Origin of the sequence: Cyclobacterium sp. 1_MG-2023 (genome assembly GCF_030546805.1) — a bacterium.
Taxonomy (GTDB): Bacteria; Bacteroidota; Bacteroidia; order Cytophagales; family Cyclobacteriaceae; genus Cyclobacterium.
This window is the reverse complement of the sequence record NZ_JAUOPC010000007.1, coordinates 1-20,202: the sequence shown is the minus strand read 5'-3', so window position 1 is coordinate 20,202 and position 20,202 is coordinate 1. Positions and strand designations below refer to the sequence as shown.

The window sequence follows — 20,202 nt, the reverse complement described above, 5'->3', positions numbered from 1 at the left end:
AAGTTGTGCCTAATTTATGAAATCTAATCATTATAAATGCATATTTAATTTATTTATTAAGGTAATACCTTTGATAGGGTGTTTGAGTTTTCCCGTGAACTCGGATGCTCAAAGCTATAACAACAATGAATGGATCTTTGGATATTGTGAAGGGGGAGACAATAATTACATCTCTTTTGGTAAGGATGGAAAAGCCAATGTTGAAAGCCTTTCGGAAAGTATAACCTTCGGTAAGGCCAACTCAGCCATGGCCATAGATCCGATTACAGGAGAAATACTATTCTATACCGACGGGGCTTTGGTTTACAATTATTTAAACGATGCCATGCAAGGGGTAGTTGGGGAATTGGGTGGTGTAGAAACAGCCAAACAGTCCGTAGCAATATCTGCTTTGGATTATGACGTGGACCCCAATGGAGCCAAAGATTTTTATATTTTTTATATCAGTTCTGATGGCCAGTTGCAATACAGTTTGGTGGACATGAATGACCAAGGGGGGGCTCCGGCAAATCAACCTCCGGCAGGGGCGGTTAGCCAAGGGGGCAGCATTGGGAATGCTCAAGGTGCTATTTTAACAGTAAAGTCAGGTAGTTCACCGGACTATGTTATCAGTTATGATGATGGGGATTTAACAGCAAAACGGCTTGAAGACCAAGAGGGCCAGTTTACAGATACAGATACCTTGTCCTTGTCCTCAGTACCTCAAACCATGATGTTTGATGAAGAGAGTGGTGTATTATACATCGTTTCCGACATTGCCGGAGAAGATATTTTGTCCATTCCTTTCGATCCTGATACAGGGACCTTTGGGACATCTGAAACCTTGACGGGAACAGGAGGAGCTGAATTGGTAACGGGTCTGGAAGTGTCCCCGGATGGAGATTTCCTGTATTATGCGCAAGGGGATGACTTGATGAGGTTTTTTATTAGCGATGAAGAAATAGACCCGGAAATTCCGGAAAGCCAAATCCCTTCCGCTACGGCAGTTGCTATGCCTCTTGAAGCTGAAATATTCAAAATTTATGATGTCAAGGTAGGGCCTGATGGGCAGCTCTATTATATATACGAAGAAGTAGAAGGCGGTCCCCAGTATGTTGGCAGAGTTGCCAATCCGGATGAATGGACATTGGTAGGCTTGGAAATAGAAGAACTTCCATTTAATGGAAGTGATTTTTGTGGTACCGTATTTCCCCAATTTTCGCCCAATATTGATTTGGGGCCAACGGTTGATTTTACTTGGCAACCCGAAATGCCTTGCATGAATACTTCCATTCAATTGACAAGTGAAGTGACGCCCTTGAATTATCAGCCTGTAAGTTTTGAGTGGGAGATTTTACCCCCGCTTACTGACGAAAATGGAGAAGAGATTGAAATGGACCTTACTGTTGAGCATTTGTTATTACCCCAAGAGGCTACAGCGGAGGAACAAGTCACTGTTAGCTTAACTGTCACTTATGCCAATGGCGAAACTGGGAATGTCACCAAGAGTATTCCATTAACGGAAAACAATTTAACTGCCCAATTTAGCCCTTCTGATACTACCTTATGTGAACCTTCTTGTATTGATTTAATGCCATTAATTGAAGCACAGAGTGAAAGTGAGGATGGCGGCCAAGGTGGGCAACAAGGAGGAGGATTAGGTGGAGGTACAGGAGGACAGGGACAAAGCGACCAGAATTACGAATATTTTTGGTCCAATAAGCGGGATGAAGGCTGGGGCCCGGAAGCTCCGAATGAGGTTTGTGAACCGGGCTATTATTGGGTATTGGTAAGGGAGCAAGGATCCAATTGTTATGCTTATGCAGGAATTAGGATCAAAATATGGGATGTAGAAGATCAAAGCAATAATATTTGGTATTTTGGAGATGGTGCAGGTTTGGATTTTAACATAGATCCGGATGATCCGGATGCCCCTACACCACGTCCCATAGAAACTCCACATCCACAGGATATTCCTGCAGGAGTTACCACTGTATCAGACCAAACAGGTCAGGTGTTGTTTTACACAGACGGACAAACAGTTTGGGACTTAAATGGCGACCCAATGCAGAATGGTGAAGACATAGGCGGGGATAACCTTTCGAGTAGCAGTGTCCTTGCCGTGCCAATTGCGGCAGATGAGACCATGTATTATTTATTTACCACCCAGTTGGGAGCCGGAGGACAAAACGAAGTGAAGTACTCACTTGTAGATATTAAAGGAGATAACCCTGAGGGAATTGGGAATGTAGTTACCAAAGACAATCTATTGTTTAGCCCCAGTACTCAGCATTCTGCAGCGTTTAATTCCGGAGACACCATTTGGGTGGCTTTCCATGAGCAAGGGAACAATACCTTCAGATTGTATCCAGTCAGCGATGAAGGGATAGGACAGCCGGTGTTGAACTCGGTAGGAAGTAATTTTGATTTTGGAGATGGTGTAGGAACCATGAAATTCTCAAATGATGGCAGCAAGGTGGCTGTAACATTTCAAGTGGGGGGAGAGAATAAAGTTGAAATTTTTGATTTTGATCAAGAAACCGGCGAAATGACCATCTATGCCCAACTGGATATGGGCTCCCAAGGTGATATATATGGGTTGGAGTTTTCGGATGATTCCAACAGGATATTTGTGTCCTATACCAATGGAGGTCCCGGGATAGAAGAGTATTTTATACAGGGCTTCGAAGAAACCGATAACAGTGATCCGGAAAATCCGGTGACCACCGTGTGTCCGGATTGCTTTGAAGATGCCGGAAGTCAAGAGGAGATTCAAAGTTGTATCCTGTCAAGTAAAGAAGTGATTAATGATACAGAGAGTCTTTCTTTGGGCGCACTTCAAATGGGGCCTGATGGGCAAATTTATTCCGTAGTGGTAGGATCAAATCAGATCGGGCAAGTGCAAGTAGGAAGTAGTTGTAACCCGTCCACTTTTACCCAATCAGGAGTAGAGGCCATGCCAGGAACCAGTAATTTGGGTTTGCCGTCTTTTGTGCAAAATTCGGGCAGTTCTATTCCTGATCCTGCACTTGATGGTCCGGATAGGCTATGTTTGAGCAATGATGTTGGTGCCTTGGGACAATTTGAAGCAGGTGGGGAGCCTGATATTGACATTTACAATTGGACCATATTCAATGAGGAAGGGGAGGTTGTGGATGAATTTTTGAATGGAGGAGAGGATCTACAAACGTTAGAGTATTTCTTTCAGGAAGTCGGCATATATACGGTTCAGCTACAGGTAGACCGGTGTGGCAGTCCCTGGGAAGAAGTGTTCAGACATGAGGTGGAAGTTGTTCCTTCCCCTGTAACTACCCTGCCTGATGAAATATCACTTTGTGGTGAGGAGATATCATTGGTAGCCGTTGACCCTGAAGATCCCAGATTGGATGAATATTTGTTCAGGTGGGTAAATGCAGCAGGAGAGGTAGTTGGCAATAGCAATGAATTGCTAGTAACAGAAGAAAGCATTTACACCGTTTTTGTAGCCTACGATATACCGGAAGACTATGAGGGGGATGAGGAATACCAAACCTGTCCTGCCAGTCAGTCAGTTTTTGTTGGCCCACCTTTTGAATTTACAATTGAGCAGTCTTCAGCTACAGTATGTTATGGCGATTCTGTCCGTTTTTCGCCGGATACACCCGTGTCAGGACTTTGGTCAATTCGTTTGGGAACAAGTGGTGAATATTCAGAAATCGGTGAAACTCAGGAATTAACTTTAAACACCGCTGAGCTTGATGGGCCCGGGGCTTATGAGTTACTGTTCCAGACAGCTGATCCGCTAAATAGCAATTGCTTGGTTGAAAGATCAGCCACTTTACAAGTAAGCGGATTGCCTGAATTTACTTTGACAGAAATAGAACCTTCAGAAAGCTGTACGGTGAGTAGCGGAAGCATAGTAGTGGAGGCGAATTCTCTATTGGATAGTTTGGTTTTGGAAGAAACAAATCAAGTCTTCGCAGAAGTACAAGAAAATGCCCAAATAACCTTTGATGGCTTGGCGCCCGGAATTTACACTTTTACCGGCTATATTGGTACTTGTGAAAACACCCTTTCAGCAGTTGTGGAAAACAATTCCCCACCTGATGATGTGACTTTTACTGTCTCTACCCTGCCTGAATCATGCAGTGATGCCGGACCTCAGGACGGTGCCATTGTGATTGTTTTTGATGGTGATCCTGTTTCCGGAGAATACTCCATAACGAATGTAGCCACAGGAGAAGAAGTAAAGGCTGCTTTTACAGATCAGACCAGTATGAATATAGTTCTTCCTGCCGGAACATATGTAGTGGAAGTTTCCAATGAATTGGGTTGTGTGGTTCCTGCTCCGGGTACTTATGATATTGCATCGGGAGAAGAAGAGATTTCACTGAGTAGTCCCGGGTTTTGTGGAGGAGTGCTTACTTCAGAAATTTCATTAGACAATGAAATTTCTTCTACAGATCGAATTGAATGGTACAGGGTAGTGGGCGCTACCAAGAATTTGATCGCCGGTGAGGAAAACCCTGTATTAATTGTTAGAGATCCCGGAACCTATGAGGTTCGACTGCTCAATGAGGCCGGCTGTCTTTTAGGTACTGAACAAATTACCATCAATCAATCTGATGCTTTACCCCCGGTATTGTCCCCAAATTATATTATTTGCGCAGCATCAAATGATTTGGTTACACTCGATGTGGGCGTTTGGGACATTTATGAATGGAGCAAGGATGGGGCTTTGGTAAGTACCACACCTACATTTACACCTACAGAAGAAGGAGACTATGAATTGTTTGTAGTTGATTCAGAAGGTTGTGATTACACCATCGAATTTAGAATTACGGAGGTTTGTGAAGTGAATGTGACTTATCCCAATGCCATAAGACCAGGTGATCCGGACAGAAATTTCCTGATTTATACTACCGGGGATATTGACATGCTTTCTGTTTTGATTTACAATCGCTGGGGTGAATTGATTTATTTCTGCGAGCAGGAAAATATTTCAGAAAACCTTTCTATCTGTTCTTGGGATGGCATGGTAGATGGTAGGAAAGTGCCTTCGGGAACATATCCGGTGATTGTTAAGTTTACCAATGAACAACAAAATATTAACAAAGTAAAAAGAGACGCAATTGTCGTAATTGAATAGAATATGATAGTATTGATTTCCCCTGCCAAAACCCTTGATTACAGTCCCACAGCTATTTCTATCAAAAGCCAACCCGAGTTTAAAAAAGAAATTGCAGAACTGGTTTCAATAATGAAAAAAAAATCCGGCAAAGCGATTCAAGATTTAATGGGGGTAAGTGAAAACTTAGCGGACTTAAATGTAGAGCGGTATAAGCAATTCTCAGATGTTTTCAATGAAGAAAATGCCAAACAGGCGCTCTTAGCATTCAAAGGAGATGTATATACCCATATAGATGTAGAATCTTTTTCTGCAGAGGATTTTTCCTTTGCTCAGGAACATTTAAGAATTTTATCCGGGCTATATGGACTATTGAGGCCCATGGATATGATTCAGCCCTACAGGTTAGAGATGGGGATAAAATTAAAAAACAAACGAGGTAAGAACCTCTATGAATTTTGGGGGGATAAAATTACAAAGGCACTTAATGAAATTGCCGATGAGAAGCCTGTAATTAATCTCGCCTCCAAAGAATACTTTAAAGCAGTAAAAAAGAAAGCCTTAAAATCTCCGCTAGTAAGTCCGGTTTTTAAGGAATATAAAAACGGTTCCTACAAAAATATTGGTATTTTTTCCAAACAGGCAAGAGGCTTAATGACAGATTTTATTATTAAAAATAAAGTAGAAAACCCTGAAATGCTGAAAACCTTTAATGAAGGGAATTATGAGTATTCAGAAAGTAAAAGTAGCTCCGATGAATGGGTGTTTATTAGGTAATAATTAATTATCTACCTATTTATTTTTTTGGAGGAAGTATTTCTATTGTCGTCCTTTGTAGGAAAAATATATTATATAAAAATTGAACGAGCTGAAAAGATGGGATATTTAATTAAATGTTTTACCTTTTTTAAATTGTTTTAGTTATATTATTCGAAATATTTAAGGGGTGAAATCCTCTTTTTTTCATATTTATTTGGTAAACTTGGTAAATTTAATTTTTGAAATATGATAAGCGTAGACTTGATTGCAGGGGCTCGCCCTAATTTTATGAAAATTTCTCCTATAATAGATGCGATTACTGCAGCTGCAGGAGAAGGAAAGGCAATAACTTTTAGACTGATCCACACGGGCCAACATTACGACAAAAACATGTCCGGAAGTTTTTTCGAACAGTTAGGTATTCCTGAACCGGACGTCAATCTTGGCGCAGGTGGGGGAACTCAGGCTGAGCAAACAGCAGCCATTATGGTTGGTTATGAGAAATTGCTGATGGATGGCAAAAAACCGGACCTTTGTTTGGTGGTAGGAGATGTGACTTCTACCATGGCTTGCACCATAACAGCTCAAAAGCTTCATGTAAAAGTAGCTCATGTGGAGGCAGGAATTAGATCCGGAGATTGGTCCATGCCAGAAGAAATCAACCGTATGGTTACCGACAGTATCACGAATTACTTTTTCACTACCTCCGAAGTGGCCAATGAAAGTTTAAGAAAATCCGGTGTTGAGGATGAGCGTATATTTTACGTGGGCAATACCATGATTGATACTTTACTTAAGCATAGACCTAGATTTCAAAAGCCTGAAGTTTGGGATAAAATAGGCTTGGAAAAAGGGAAATACATCGTGATGACTTTGCATAGACCTGCAAATGTAGACCAAGAAGAAAAACTTAAAGAATTGATTCAAGAAATCATAGATCATTCAGGTGGCTTGCCATTGGTTTTCCCTGTTCATCCCAGAACCAAAAAAATGTTGCAAAACTTAGGGATATCTCATGAAAGGCTACATATGATTGATCCTCTGGGATATTTGGAGTTTAATTACCTAGTTGAAAGTGCAAAGGCAGTGGTTACCGATTCAGGAGGGATCACGGAAGAAACGACAGTTATGGGAATCCCATGCATGACTTTGCGGGACAATACCGAACGTCCGGAAACCATTACCGAAGGCACCAATGAGCTGCTTGGGACAGATCCGAAAGCCATTAAACCTGCCATGGAAAAATTGTTTTCAGGCAATTGGAAAACAGGAAAAGTACCTTATCTATGGGATGGTAAAACCGCTAAAAGAATAGTAGATATTTTGCTTCAAAAGTTGGGCTAATTCCTTGACCTATAGTAGCTAATAACGATTTACTGCCCTTTCTGACAATAGAAGATTATTTCTTTTTCAGGAAGGGCATATTTTTTCACCATGTCTTCTGATAATTGCTTCACAAAGTTATTTTCAGTAACCCTTAAACCTGATTTGCTCAGCCTTCTGGCATAATCTTTACCGTATTTTCGGACATGATCACTTTGACCAAACACCCGTTCCCTTTCTTTCGGGTCCGTGATGGTTTTGTCTTCCAGCGTCACCTCATGTTCGTATACAGGAGACTGGATAATTCCCCAACCATTGGGCTTCAGAACTCGATTGATTTCGGCACAAGCTTTTATGTCATCTTCTACATGTTCCATAACATGGTTGCAAAAAACAACGTCAAATGAATTGTCTTCAAAGGGGATGTGATGGATGTCCATTTTTACATCTGCCAGAGGTGATTCTATGTCGCCGGTAATGTATTCAAGGTTTTTCAATTTTTTAAAACGACCTAGAAAACACAGCTCCGGAGCTACATGCAAAACTTTTTTTGGGGCTGTGAAAAAGTCAGTTTCCTTCTGTAAAAAAAGCCACATCAGCCGATGTCTTTCCAAGCCCAAGCAGTTGGGACACAGTGCATTTTCTCTAGCGATTCTTCCATAGGGTAAAAATTTACGAAATCCTCTTTGACATATATTGCAGGTTACAGTTGATCCTGTATAAATCACTGCAGCGACCTTTAAGAAGAAATGGCTAAAGAGCTGTAAATATTTTCTTGGGATGTGGCGAATTGTCCAACTAATCATCGATTTCATATTGCAAATATATAAGGTAGCATCGAAATGGCACTTCCTTTGTGGAAAATGATTGTTGCACTATTTGGAGGCTTACCATTTAAATTTAAATGTAAAATGAACACTTTAAATATTATTCTAATGGCTATATAAAATGCTATGTGGAGATGTTTTAGGTTTCAAAATGGTTAAGTTTGAATGTATTTAACACTATCAATATGAAAAGGAATCTAATATACGTTGCTCTTGGAAGCCTATTGGTCATCGGAGCCTTGTATTTTTTCTTTGCTTCGGGAAGTACCGGAGTGGAAAATAATATTTTGGCAACTGTTGATAAAGGAGAATTTCGTGTAGAGATCACTACATCCGGAGAACTGGAGGCGCTACGTTCGGTTCAGGTTTTCGGTCCGGGTGAAGCAAGAAGATTTCGAATTGGAAGTTTTACCATTGACAAGATGGTGGATGAAGGAACGGTAGTACAAAAAGGAGATTTCATTTGTTCTATAGACAAAACTGAATTATTCGGTCGTTTAGAAGATAGAAGGTTAGATTTAGAACAGACCAAAGCCCAATATGAGCAAATTCAGTTGGACACTTCTTTGAATTTACGCGTAGAACGAGACAATATTTTAAATCAGGAATACATTGTACAGGAACAAGAATTGATATTAGAGCAATCACAGTTTGAGCCACCTGCCATTATCAAACAGAATGAGTACAATGTAGAAAAAGCCAAAAGAGAGCTGGATCAAGCCAAAGAAAGGTATAGAATTAAAACCCTTCAAGAAAAAGCCCGCATGATGGAAATCGCAGCCAAACTCAGGGAGGATGAGTTGGAGGTGAAGCAAATGGTGGAAGTTTTGGATAAATTTGTAGTAACAGCTCCACAGGATGGCATGGTGATTTATGTGGATTATAGGGGCTCAAAGGTGAAAGAAGGCTCTCAAATTAACTCTTGGAATCCGGTTGTAGCTACTTTGCCGGATTTAACTACCATGCAAAGTATTACCTATATCAATGAGGTGGACATTAGAAGGGTTAAGGTAAACCAACAAGTTGAAGTGGGAATGGATGCTTTTCCGGATAAAAAATACACAGGTGAGGTCAAAAAAGTGGCCAATGTAGGGCAGCAAAGACCTAACTCTGATGCCAAAGTTTTTGAGGTTATTATAGAAATTAACGAAAGCGACCCACTACTGCGTCCTTCCATGACCTCTAGCAACACGATTATTGCTGATAAATTAGACGATGTGCTATACGTACCATTGGAAGCTGTAAATGTTGCCAATGATAGCATCAATTATGTTTACCTAAGAAATGGAGTCAAGCAAGAAGTATTGTTAGGGATGACCAATGCCAATGATGTAGTCATTGAAAAAGGTTTGAGTCAGGGACAATATGTTTACCTAAATACCCCTGATTGGGGGGAAAACATTGCCATAAATTTACTTGAAGAGTTGAATGGTAAAAGAAATCGTGACAAAAAAGAGGAGGAGGAAGAGCCATTGGCTACAGTGACAGATACTTACTAGATAACTGGATTTTTTAATTATAACAATCTCCTTTAAAAAACCAACCAAGATTTATGTTCAATGAAAGGTTATTAGCAAATTTCTACATTGCTTTCGAGGCTGTATTGGCCAATAAGGTTCGATCATTATTGACTGCTTTGGGAATTATTTTTGGTGTGGCTGCGGTAATAGCCATGCTGGCGATTGGCACCGGAGCCCAGCAGGAAATTATGGAGCAAATCAAGCTTGTAGGGGTAAATAATATTGTCATAGAACCTATTGTTGAGCAGATTGAAGAGCAGGTAGACCAAGACAACGGAATGGAGCGGGAGAAAAGTAAATTCTCTCCTGGACTGAAACTCGAAGATGTCCAGGCCATTCAAAATGTAATTCCCGGGATCAATCGCATTAGCCCTGAAATTGTCATGGACACTTATATTGTCAAAAGTGGGATTCGCCGTTCTGCCAAACTAGTAGGGGTGGATGTAGCTTATTTTGATGTGTTGGATTTTCAACTGAAAGAGGGCCGGATGTTCAGTGAGAAGAATCTTGTTGAAGGAAACCCCGTTTGTATCATTGGCAGAAATGTGGCAGCCAGATTTTTCCCCAATGAAAATCCCATAGGCAAACGAATAAAAAGCGGAAGCCAATGGTTGGAGGTAATCGGAATCCTTGAAGAGCGGCTTGTTTCTGAATCCAGTATCTCTAAATTAGGGATAAGGGATTTCAATATGGATGTTTATATTCCTATCCAAACCATGTTGATCCGATATCGAAACAGGGACCTGGTCACAGAATCAAGGTTAAATGATTCCAATAGTAACAGCTCCGGCAATTATCACCAAATTGATAAATTGGTCATTCAAGTTTCTGAAAGTGAACTCCTAAATCCAACAGCAGAGGTTTTGGCAAAAATGCTGGAAAGGAGACATTTTAATGTGGTTGATTTTGAGATCACCATCCCTGAACTGTTACTTAAACAGCAACAAAGAACGCAGAATATTTTTAATATAGTCCTTGGAGCAATCGCAGGTATCTCTCTATTAGTGGGGGGAATAGGGATAATGAACATCATGTTGGCTTCTGTGATGGAAAGAATAAAAGAAATTGGCCTAAGACTTTCGTTGGGAGCAAAAAAGAACGATATTGTAAATCAGTTTCTGTTCGAGTCAATTATGATCAGTGTAAGTGGAGGACTGTTAGGTGTTATATTGGGTGTGGTTTTGGCACATTTGGTATCCACTTTTGCAGATTTTCCCACAGTGATTACTTTAAGTTCCATCGTTTTGTCTTTTGGTGTAGCAGCCACTGTTGGATTGGTTTTTGGGATCACTCCGGCAAAGCGTGCTGCAAGTCAAGACCCTATAACTTCTCTGCGTTATGAATAAAAAATATTTATCAATTACAATTGCCCTTCTCTTTCAGTTTATTTTTTCTGCCTCTGCCCAAGAAGTGGTAAGTTACACACTTGAAGAAATTATTGAAAGGGCAAAAAATCAATCTCCGGCGGCATTAAATGCAGATACAAGAAGAGAAAACAGTTATTGGAGTTATAGATTCTTCCAAGCCAACTTCAACCCTCAATTGAGTTTGGAAGGTACCCTTCCACGTTATTCCCAATCTTTTACTAATGTCACTCAACCGGATGGAACCCTTGAGTTTAGAGAAGTTCGACAAAATTTCGCAGATCTTGAGTTAGGGTTGAGACAAGTAATAGCCCCTACCGGAGGAACCTTATCCGTGAATAGTTCAACAAGTAGATTTGATAATTTTCTGGCTGCAGACAATGAAAACCAGACAAGATGGAACGGGGTGCCGGTGAATGTTCGTTTGTCCCAACCAATTTTTGCCTATAACCCTTACAAATGGGACAAGAAAATTGAACCTATTAGGTATGAAGAAAGTAAGCGGGGATATGTGGAAGAAATGGAACAGATTAGTGGGCGAGTGACCCAAATGTTTTTTCAATTTCTCATAGCACAAGTAAATTTGGACATCGCAACAAAAAACTTACAAAACTCAGAAGCGATACTAAAAATTGAGCAAGGAAGGTACAATATAGGGACCACTTATGAAGATAAATTGCTTCAGGTAGAGTTACAGGTCCTAGAAGCCAGGCAGGGAGTTGCTCAGGCAAGATTGGATATGGAATCATCCTCCTTATCACTAAAATCTTATATTGGCTTGAATGAAAACACTACGCTAAATTTATTATTGCCTAGTGAAATTCCTGATTTTGACGTTGACGTACAAAAGGCCATTGAGTATGCTTTCCAAAACAGATCGGATGCGATCAGGTTTGAAAGGCAAAGAACAGAAGCTGAAGCTAATGTCGCTCAAGCTAGGGGGCAAAGATTTCAAATGAATTTGAATGCCAGTTATGGGTACAATAAAGCAGACCTTATGTGGTCGGGTATTTATTCGAATCCAAATACCCAAGCCTTGGTAAGTTTAGGCATTAATGTGCCTATTCTTGACTGGGGCAGGAATAAAGCCAGAATGAGTATGGCCAAAGCCAATCAAAAATTGACCGAATTTGAAATTGAGCAGGAAATCATCAATTTTGAACAAGAAATTTTTACTAAGGTAAGGAACTTTATCATGCTTAAACATCGGGTAGAAATCACAAAAACATCTGATTTAGTGGCAGATAAACGTTATGAGATTTCTTTCAGAAGGTACCAAAGTGGCAATGTGACCATAACAGATCTAGGCATAGCGCAGCAAGAAAAAGATCAAAATAGAAGAAGTTATGTGGAATCCTTGAGGGAATTTTGGGTGGCTTATTATGAGCTTCGTGAACTTACCCTATACGATTTTGAAGCAGATAATCTACTATATACGCCTGATATGGGCTTTTTGGAAGATTGATTAGATAAGTAAGAAAGCTTGGGATTAGCACAAATTGCCTGAAATTGCTGACATTAATAGTTTTCTATATTGTGAAGTTTTCCTAAGAATGCCTGTAAAATACAGGACTAGAACTATAAAAAAGCATCCGATTTAAGGATGCTTTTTTATTTAAGGCCGGCTATTCCGGAAAGAAGCCTCAAAATTTAATTAAAATGTTTGTTCAAATAATTTAGTCTTAATGCGGCCAAGGCTTGGTAATTCTTTCTTTGATATAGGCTTTATAAGAATTGCCTAAACAATAAATACCTGCTCCAAATAAAAGGGCAATATGAAAAAGGCCATTGTTATATACACCTAGAATGGCGCCGAAAGCATCTAAAAAAGAATGTGACTGTAAAATGTGATCTCTTACCCAGCCTATTGAAAAAACAACCCGTAAAAAGATGGAAAGTACAGCCAATACTCCGGCAGCTATACCAATAATAGGTTTTTTGTAGTGAATAAGCAGACCAAAGGCAGCAAACGTTTCGATAGCGGCCAAAATTATTGACCAAAATAGGTTGTATTCCAATGCTCCTATTAATATCAGCTTAGTGAAGCCTCCAAATAATAGCAGACAGGCCAGAGATATTCTAATAATATGACCTCCTATGGCCTCAGCTTTCAGATATTTTAAGAATGTTTCCAAGTAATCAATATAAGAATTATAGCGAAGTAATGCATAAAGGATGCCATTTTTATTCTCTTATCCGATTAATTGATTTAATCATATAGAGAAATACCATAATGCGCCTATTTTGAGACTTTATATCGATCATTTTGCTTGTATCAATGCCAGGCTTCCTGTGTTAGTAGGTGGTTGAATGGATTGTTTAACGCCCCCTTTTAATAATATGGACTCTCCCCATTCTGATTCTTCTAAGCTTATCCAAGACATTTCAAATTCCCCGGTGTGTTCGTTCAAGTCTAATTTCACCTCTCCTTCTGCAGGAAAATACAGCAAGTACGACTCACCTGCCTTACCTATGAGGTAAGCTTCATTTTCTTCTCTGTCAGATAAACCCTCCATCAGAGGTTTTAAATTCCAAAATTTCACCTTTTCCTCTATTTTCCTTAAAGTTTTAATGCTTTGCATGGGCCAATGACTTAATCCCAAACCATGAGGGGGTCTGTGAAATCTACTGGAAGCAAAGCCACCTAAAATATTTCTAAAGAATGTTTGCACGGCATGTTGGGTATTAATTCCTCTGGAAAGCCATGCTCCATGTGCATCACTACCATAAATTTTGACGGAATTTACCGGTCTGGGTTTGCTCTTGATGTAATTGAAGACATATTGAGCATTGTTCCAGTTGGTTTCTCCTGTTTGGTGACTGTTTTGGGAGATGTCTATAAAGTCATACCGCTCGGGATGGTCTAAAGATCTTTTATGTTCTGCTGATTTCAGGTCCCAATGGTCCCACATTTCTGTTAGGGCAATAGCTTTATCACCGGATTTCTCCCTTAAGAATGCCGCCCAATAGGTGGCCCATTCCTCAACTCCACTGGTTTCATTGTCCAGGCAGTAAAGGACGTTATTGTAATTTAGGGATATGGAAAGTAATTTTTCAACAAATGCCTGTTGGTATTTTAAAAGCACTTGATTGTCCTGTAAGCTAGGAGGAGTAAAAAAGAAAGGTTGTTTGTTTTGTCCCGGATGATCGGGATAGAGGCTATCCAACTTGGCTTCTTCATAAGTGTAATTCACATTGTTTTTGGGGTTGAAGGGATCCGTTTGCCATTGTTCCCTGGCATGGTCAAAGCGATCCCAGATTTCAATTTGTACGATGATATTTCTTTCCTTTGACAATTTCAAAAGGTTTTCAAATCTTTCCCAATAGGCCGAATTCCATTGACTAAGGTCATACTTTCCGGTTTCATTTTTATAGAAGGCCTTTTCATCAGTTTCATCCCTATCACTCATGGTGTTTCTAATATAATTTCCTCCAATTTGTGATAGGCTGTCCAAGTGCGATTTCAAATGAGGCAATTGAAATAAATTGTCATTGTCTGAAGCACCTAGTAGGAGTACAGGGTTTCCATTGTATTCCCAATAGCTGGGGTTTTCTGACCAAGGTTGGATCCCTGATTCCTTTTTTACCTCATTGTTTTCAATTTTACTATTGCAAGCAGCGATTAAAAAGATAATAGATAAAGGATACAAGTAGTTAACTCTTGTGGTTTTTTTTAACCGGCGACCCATAGAATTGTCGGCTGAAATAATAATAGCAAAAAAGTTAAGTATTTTACTAGAGAATTGACTCCTGAAAATGGCTTTTTTCATAGGGTTCATGGAAATGTTGTTTACAAGGGAGATAAATAATTAGGTGAATCTTATATCCTTAACGGGATTATTTACTGGCTTACACCTTACTCGAAATAGGAAATACCCTTCTAATATCAGCTATTTATTCCACAAGAAGAATTATTCATATCGAAAATTTAAAAGAAGCCTAGGTATTATATTAATTAAATAGCTATTCTCAATCGTACATTTATTTTGGTATTATATTATTTATTAAACAAAAGAGGCTCAAAATTTAATTTTTGAGCCTCTTTAACTTTAGATATGAATACATCCATATTAAAACTCCGCATTTCCCGGAGTTCTTGGAAATGGTATTACGTCACGAATGTTGCCCATGCCTGTGACAAACTGTACCAGCCTTTCAAATCCTAAGCCGAAGCCGGCGTGGGGAGCTGTGCCAAATTTCCTGGTATCGAGGTACCACCACATTTCTTCCTTGCTTATTTCCAATTCATCCATGCGTTGGGTTAGTTTGTCAAGGTTTTCTTCTCTTTGCGACCCTCCCACAATTTCACCTATACCAGGGAATAAAATATCCATGGCTGCCACTGTCTTGTTATCCGGATTTAACTTCATATAAAATGATTTGATTTCTTTCGGATAGTCAGTGATGATCACAGGTTTTTTAAAATGCTTTTCTACCAAAAACCTTTCATGTTCAGATTGGAGATCTGTCCCCCAATCTTCTATGGGATAGGCAAATTTTTTCTTTTTATTTGGTTTTGAAGCCTTTAAAATATCAATAGCTTCTGTATAAGTGATTCGCACAAATTCATTTTGGGTTACAAAGGAAAGTCTTTCCAATAAGCCCAATTCACTGCGTTGGTCAGCTTTTTTGCCTTTCTCTTCATCTTCGGCACGTTTGTCCAAGAAAGCAAGATCCTCTTTGCAATGCTGTAATGCATAACCTATGACAAATTGAAGAAAATCTTCTGCTAGATTTTGGTTGTCTTCGGCATCATAAAAAGCCATTTCAGGTTCAATCATCCAGAATTCCGCCAAGTGCCGGGTGGTATTGGAGTTTTCAGCCCTAAAAGTGGGGCCAAAGGTATAAATTTCTGATAGGGCCATTGCTGCAAGTTCTCCTTCCAATTGTCCGGAAACGGTTAGGTTGGTGGCTCTTCCAAAAAAGTCCTCTTGAAAATCGATTTGTCCTGCTTCGTTTTTTGCAGGATTCTTCAAGTCCAAGGTGGTTACCTGAAAGGTTTCGCCTGCACCCTCAGCATCAGAAGCGGTGATGATGGGAGAGTGTATATACACAAAGCCTTTGTTGTTGAAGTATTGGTGTATGGCAAAAGAAAGCTGGTGACGGATCCGGAAGATGGCGCCAAAGGTATTGGTCCTTACCCTTAGGTGTGCATTTTCCCTTAAAAACTCAAGTGAGTGTTTTTTAGGTTGAATAGGAAATTTTTCCGGATCAGCTTCTCCCAAAACCTCTATGGAGCTCGCTTGAATTTCTGTAGATTGTCCTGACCCTTGAGAATTTACAATTGTTCCTGTAATTTTCAAACAGGCTCCGGTATTTGCTTTCTTAAGAATATCTTCAGAAATTAATTGTGGATCGGCTACACATTGGTAATTCTGGATACAAGATCCGTCATTAATGGCAATGAAAGTTACATGTTTGTTGCTCCTTTTGGTTCTAACCCAACCCATTAGGGTAGCTTTTTCATCCGGAGTAGGGTTCTCCAGTAAATCTTTTATTTTAATTCTTTTGTTAAATGACATGACGATACCTTGTTATAAAGTAAAAAACCCAAAAGGGGGAACATTTAATTTGAATGCAAAAAAACGATATAATAAGCTTTTTATCAAAATTTTGATCTTATTTCCTAAATTTGAATTCCAATTGAGTTTATTTGAACACAAAATGGAAATAACTTAATACCGTAATAGGTTTTAATATATGCAGAAACTGAATTTAAACCAGATATTATCTCAGAAATTATCCCCTCAGCAGATACAATTTATTAAATTGTTGCAGGTTCCTACAGCTGAACTTGAATCCAGGATAGAAGAAGAGTTAGAGATTAACCCCGCCTTAGAGGAGGGGAAGGACGTGGAAGCTGAAAACCAGGTGGAGGAGTTTGCAGACAGTGCTGATGTTTCTGAAACAAAGGATGACAAAGACATCAATATTGAGGATTACCTAAATGAGGAGTACGGCGGGTATAAGATGCAAGGGGATGGTAATTATTCACAGGATGATGAAGAGAGAGATATGCCCCTTTCCAGTTATAGTTCACTTCACGAGCAACTGCTTTCACAATTGAATTTCCTGAAATTAAGCGATACCCAAAGGCTAATTGGTAAGCAATTAATCGGGAGTATAGAAAATGATGGTTATATAAGAAGGGACTTGGAGGCTATTATTAACGATTTGGCATTTAGTCAGAATGTTGAGACAGATCTGGATGAGGTAGAAGAAATATTATTTAAAATACAAACCTTTGACCCTCCGGGAATTGCTGCCAGAAATTTGCAGGAATGTCTGATTATTCAATTGGAGCGAAGGAATACAGAAGAAGATCCACTGCTAAAAAGAGCCATTTTTGTAGTGCAAGAATGTTTTGAAGAATTTACAAAAAAGCATTACGACAAGATTCTTAAAAAAGCTGGAATAGGAGAGGAAGAGCTCAAGGAAGTGATTCAGCTAATTACCAGGCTCAATCCAAAACCGGGTGGGATCTCTGATGGTATGGTAAGAAACCATTATGTAATTCCTGACTTTATCCTAAATAATGTCAATGGAAAATTTGAAATTGTCTTGAACTCAAAGAATGCACCTGAACTTAAAGTGAGCAGGTCATATTCAGAGATGTTCAATGCCTATGATAAGAGTGATAAAAAAGATAAAAAGCTCAAGGAAACGGTTTCTTTTGTAAAGCAAAAGCTAGACTCCGCGAAATGGTTTATAGATGCCATTAAGCAGAGGCAACAAACATTAATGCGTACCATGCAATCTATTTTGGATTACCAACATGATTTTTTCCTCGATGGTGACGAAACCAAATTGCGGCCAATGATCCTGAAAGACATTGCTGAAAAAATAGATATGGATATTTCTACTGTTTCTAGGGTTGCCAATAGCAAGGCCATTCAAACAGAATTTGGAGTGTTTCCTTTAAAGTATTTTTTCTCCGAAGGTATCGCCACAGATGGGGGAGAAGATGTGAGTAACCGAGAGGTGAAAAGTGTTTTGAACAAGCTGGTAGACGAGGAGGACAAGAAAAAGCCACTTTCTGATGACAAACTGGTTAAATTATTGAACCAGAAAGGGTATAATATTGCAAGGAGAACAGTGGCCAAATACAGGGAGCAATTACAAATTCCGGTAGCAAGGCTTAGAAAAGAGTTGTAGTGTACAGAAAATTAGCTTTAGGTATATCGGTAATTTTTCAGCCTTTGGTAATCCCTACTTTGATGGTGGTTACCTTGTTTTATATGGTTCCGGAAGCAACGGTTGTGCCCAAAGGAGCCAAGTGGGCTGTACTGCTATTGATCAGTTTCTCTACCTTTATGGTGCCGCTACTTGGATTGGTGGGCTTGAGGTTTTCAGAAGTAATCAATAGCTTACAGTTGCCCGAAAGAAAGGAGCGGATTTACCCTTTTGCATTGGTTTCTGTTTTTTACAGCATGACCCTTGTGTTTTTTTACTGGAAGCTTAATATTGACCAGTTGCTAATTGTTACCCTTGGATTGGTTACAGTTTCTTTAATTTTGTTGACCTTGATAACTATTTTTTGGAAAATCAGTGCCCATCAGACAGCCATGGGAGGATGGTTAGCTATCGTTTCGGTTTTATCAATAAGATTCAATTCTGAACCTATGTTTTATTATTTCTTATTGATAATTGTGCTTAGTGGTTTGATTGGTACTGCCAGGTTGTACTTAAATGCACATCGGCCTTCTGAAGTTTACGCCGGTTTTATTTTAGGTTTTGGGATTTGTTTTCCCGTTTATTATCATTTACTTATTAATTGATTGACATAAAAAAAGGAGTGGATTTAAATTTCCACTCCTTTATATATACAAAAAGAATAAATCTCTTTTAGAACAAAGCTACTGATACACCGAAGTTGAATTGGGTAGATTCTGTCCCATATGGGCCTTGGTTGCCTTCGAAGACTCCGTTGAGACCATAGTATCCCCACACATTAAAACCCGGGAATCCTAAACGGGTATAAACACCATAACGGATAGGGTTTAAACCGTAATTCTGTGCGTTTTTAATTTTCTGTTCTAAACCATCTCCGTTGGTATAAGCAATTTTAGTATGTGCATTGTATAGCAAACCTATTTTACCACCTACGGCCACACGGATTCCACTATCATAGTCATCATGATTTACATGGTATCTAAATTCTAGGGGAATGTCAAAATAATTTAATGCCATGGTATTGGTAGAAACACTAGCATCTTGCCCATATACATTAGTAATAGAAGTAAGCATACTTGAGTTCACAGATTTGTCTGGATCAGACACCAATGTCATCTCATCTTTAAAGGCGAGTTTTTCAAGGCCGAGACCTATGCCCGGATTGAAAGTAAAACCTGTATTCTGACCTAAAGGAATTTGTGTTTGGTAATATACATTAAACACTCTTGAAGCGATAAAACGTGTATTTAGATCCTCTGGCCTGTTATTTAGCATATTGAATCCAAAATCCAGAAACAAGTCCCCGGTAATATTTGGTCTGCCACCTATAGATGAACGTTCCTTTTCTTGGGCTTGGAGCTGAAAGGTGATCAATAAAATAAAGGATATAATGGAAAGTCTTTTCATGAAAACAAATATTTTTTAACCTATCGAACGGCTAAATTAGGAAATAATGCTTGATTTGGTTGCCTGTTGATCTTAATTATTCTTAAAATATAATTAATAGGCAGTTAAAAATCATTTCATTTTTCTCTCAAATCATACTTTGTATTATTCATTTTATTCTTTACCTTTGCATTCCATTTAAAAGAAATGGCCTCGTAGCTCAACTGAATAGAGTACTTGATTACGGCTCAAGAGGTTCCAGGTTTGAATCCTGGCGAGGTCACAAATTGAAATAATAGCATTGAATTTTTACCTTATATATATGGTGAAAAAGTTTTTAAAAAAAAGACACTTTTCCCATTGTAAATTAAAAAAGAAAGTGCACCTTTGTCATCCCAAAAGCGGGGAACGAAAGTAAGAAAGAAGGGATTAAAAGAGTCTCAAAATTTATTTTCAAAAACATTTTGCAGAGTTAAAATTTTCATTTATCTTTGCACTCCCTTAACGAAACAGTCAGAAAACGATCTGACAAAAACGGGGTCAAAACGAGAGAAATCGCAAGAGATTTCCTTGAAATAAGTTCTTTGAAGTGATGTTAGACATAATAAAAGAAACAGACTAAATAATTCATAGAGTCACGGAAACAATAGATTGATCAATCTTTCGGGATTGAGAGATCACAACAAGCTTTACAATGGAGAGTTTGATCCTGGCTCAGGATGAACGCTAGCGGCAGGCCTAATACATGCAAGTCGTACGGGATT

At 39.1% G+C, this 20,202-nt stretch carries 13 protein-coding genes, 1 tRNA gene and 1 rRNA gene; 10 read left to right on the top strand and 5 right to left on the bottom strand.

The window, feature by feature from the left end; genetic code table 11:
* Window positions 1-82: 82 nt before the first annotated feature.
* The 3 genes from Q4534_RS12375 to wecB all read left to right on the top strand — a co-directional run bounded on the left by Q4534_RS12375 (window position 83) and on the right by wecB (window position 7,189).
* Window positions 83-5,107: a gliding motility-associated C-terminal domain-containing protein gene (locus tag Q4534_RS12375; RefSeq protein ID WP_303613489.1), complete on the top strand. Its 5,025-nt coding sequence runs from the start codon at window positions 83-85 to the stop codon at window positions 5,105-5,107.
* A gap of 3 nt (window positions 5,108-5,110) precedes the next feature.
* Window positions 5,111-5,863 (top strand): peroxide stress protein YaaA, encoded by a 753-nt coding sequence (yaaA, locus tag Q4534_RS12370; RefSeq protein WP_303613488.1) that lies wholly within the window; start codon window positions 5,111-5,113, stop codon window positions 5,861-5,863.
* A 228-nt stretch (window positions 5,864-6,091) separates the two neighbouring features.
* The gene (gene wecB, locus Q4534_RS12365) at window positions 6,092-7,189 is read left to right on the top strand and encodes a non-hydrolyzing UDP-N-acetylglucosamine 2-epimerase (RefSeq protein ID WP_303613487.1); all 1,098 of its coding nucleotides are present in this window, start codon (window positions 6,092-6,094) and stop codon (window positions 7,187-7,189) included.
* Between the two features lie 29 nt (window positions 7,190-7,218).
* Here wecB and Q4534_RS12360 read toward each other — a convergent pair whose 3' ends face one another.
* Entirely contained in the window at window positions 7,219-7,983 is a 765-nt protein-coding gene (locus tag Q4534_RS12360) for a class I SAM-dependent methyltransferase (RefSeq protein WP_303613486.1), read from the bottom strand.
* A 197-nt stretch (window positions 7,984-8,180) separates the two neighbouring features.
* Here Q4534_RS12360 and Q4534_RS12355 point away from each other — a divergent pair, with 197 nt between their 5' ends.
* The 3 genes from Q4534_RS12355 to Q4534_RS12345 are packed head-to-tail and all read left to right on the top strand — an operon-like array spanning window position 8,181 to window position 12,344.
* Window positions 8,181-9,494, top strand: a complete 1,314-nt coding sequence (locus Q4534_RS12355; RefSeq protein WP_303613485.1) for an efflux RND transporter periplasmic adaptor subunit — start codon at window positions 8,181-8,183, stop codon at window positions 9,492-9,494.
* 53 nt (window positions 9,495-9,547) lie between these two features.
* The gene (locus Q4534_RS12350; protein ID WP_303613484.1) at window positions 9,548-10,861 is read left to right on the top strand and encodes an ABC transporter permease; all 1,314 of its coding nucleotides are present in this window, start codon (window positions 9,548-9,550) and stop codon (window positions 10,859-10,861) included.
* Window positions 10,854-12,344 carry a TolC family protein gene (locus Q4534_RS12345; RefSeq protein ID WP_303613483.1) on the top strand — a complete coding sequence of 497 codons (1,491 nt, stop codon included), beginning with the start codon at window positions 10,854-10,856 and terminating at the stop codon, window positions 12,342-12,344. The genes Q4534_RS12350 and Q4534_RS12345 overlap by 8 nt, the downstream gene beginning before the upstream one ends.
* Before the next feature lie 217 nt (window positions 12,345-12,561).
* Here the strand turns inward: Q4534_RS12345 and Q4534_RS12340 are convergent, their stop codons facing one another.
* From Q4534_RS12340 to asnS, 3 genes are all read right to left on the bottom strand, one after another.
* On the bottom strand, window positions 12,562-13,014 hold the full coding sequence (locus Q4534_RS12340) for a hypothetical protein (RefSeq protein ID WP_303613482.1): 453 nt from the start codon (window positions 13,012-13,014) through the stop codon (window positions 12,562-12,564).
* A 126-nt stretch (window positions 13,015-13,140) separates the two neighbouring features.
* The gene (locus Q4534_RS12335; RefSeq protein ID WP_303613481.1) at window positions 13,141-14,658 is read right to left on the bottom strand and encodes a hypothetical protein; all 1,518 of its coding nucleotides are present in this window, start codon (window positions 14,656-14,658) and stop codon (window positions 13,141-13,143) included.
* A 291-nt stretch (window positions 14,659-14,949) separates the two neighbouring features.
* Window positions 14,950-16,401, bottom strand: coding sequence for an asparagine--tRNA ligase (gene asnS, locus Q4534_RS12330; protein ID WP_303613480.1), 1,452 nt, complete (start codon window positions 16,399-16,401; stop codon window positions 14,950-14,952).
* Between the two features lie 178 nt (window positions 16,402-16,579).
* On the opposite strand from asnS, the gene rpoN reads away from it, so the two are divergent.
* Both rpoN and Q4534_RS12320 read left to right on the top strand, forming a co-directional pair.
* Window positions 16,580-18,034, top strand: a complete 1,455-nt coding sequence (gene rpoN, locus Q4534_RS12325) for an RNA polymerase factor sigma-54 (RefSeq protein ID WP_303613479.1) — start codon at window positions 16,580-16,582, stop codon at window positions 18,032-18,034.
* The gene (locus tag Q4534_RS12320) at window positions 18,034-18,657 is read left to right on the top strand and encodes a phosphatase PAP2 family protein (RefSeq protein WP_303613478.1); all 624 of its coding nucleotides are present in this window, start codon (window positions 18,034-18,036) and stop codon (window positions 18,655-18,657) included. The genes rpoN and Q4534_RS12320 overlap by 1 nt, the downstream gene beginning before the upstream one ends.
* Window positions 18,658-18,724: 67 nt before the next feature.
* Here Q4534_RS12320 and Q4534_RS12315 read toward each other — a convergent pair whose 3' ends face one another.
* Complete coding sequence (locus tag Q4534_RS12315) at window positions 18,725-19,459, bottom strand: porin family protein (RefSeq protein ID WP_303613477.1); 735 nt, start codon at window positions 19,457-19,459, stop codon at window positions 18,725-18,727.
* Between the two features lie 188 nt (window positions 19,460-19,647).
* On the opposite strand from Q4534_RS12315, the gene Q4534_RS12310 reads away from it, so the two are divergent.
* Together Q4534_RS12310 and Q4534_RS12305 are read left to right on the top strand one after the other, a co-directional pair.
* A tRNA-Arg gene (locus Q4534_RS12310) sits at window positions 19,648-19,721 on the top strand.
* Window positions 19,722-20,129: 408 nt separating this feature from the next.
* Window positions 20,130-20,202 (top strand): 16S ribosomal RNA (locus Q4534_RS12305); the annotation flags it as partial.

Bases quoted from the DNA above. Each gene is read 5' to 3' on its own strand.
- Q4534_RS12350 (WP_303613484.1), top strand. From the start codon at position 9,548: ATGTTCAATGAAAGGTTATTAGCAAATTTCTACATTGCTTTCGAGGCT.
- Q4534_RS12360 (WP_303613486.1), bottom strand. From the start codon at position 7,983: ATGAAATCGATGATTAGTTGGACAATTCGCCACATCCCAAGAAAATAT.
- Q4534_RS12315 (WP_303613477.1), bottom strand. From the start codon at position 19,459: ATGAAAAGACTTTCCATTATATCCTTTATTTTATTGATCACCTTTCAG.
- Q4534_RS12355 (WP_303613485.1), top strand. From the start codon at position 8,181: ATGAAAAGGAATCTAATATACGTTGCTCTTGGAAGCCTATTGGTCATC.
- yaaA (WP_303613488.1), top strand. From the start codon at position 5,111: ATGATAGTATTGATTTCCCCTGCCAAAACCCTTGATTACAGTCCCACA.
- wecB (WP_303613487.1), top strand. From the start codon at position 6,092: ATGATAAGCGTAGACTTGATTGCAGGGGCTCGCCCTAATTTTATGAAA.
- Q4534_RS12345 (WP_303613483.1), top strand. From the start codon at position 10,854: ATGAATAAAAAATATTTATCAATTACAATTGCCCTTCTCTTTCAGTTT.
- Q4534_RS12335 (WP_303613481.1), bottom strand. From the start codon at position 14,658: ATGAACCCTATGAAAAAAGCCATTTTCAGGAGTCAATTCTCTAGTAAA.
- asnS (WP_303613480.1), bottom strand. From the start codon at position 16,401: ATGTCATTTAACAAAAGAATTAAAATAAAAGATTTACTGGAGAACCCT.
- rpoN (WP_303613479.1), top strand. From the start codon at position 16,580: ATGCAGAAACTGAATTTAAACCAGATATTATCTCAGAAATTATCCCCT.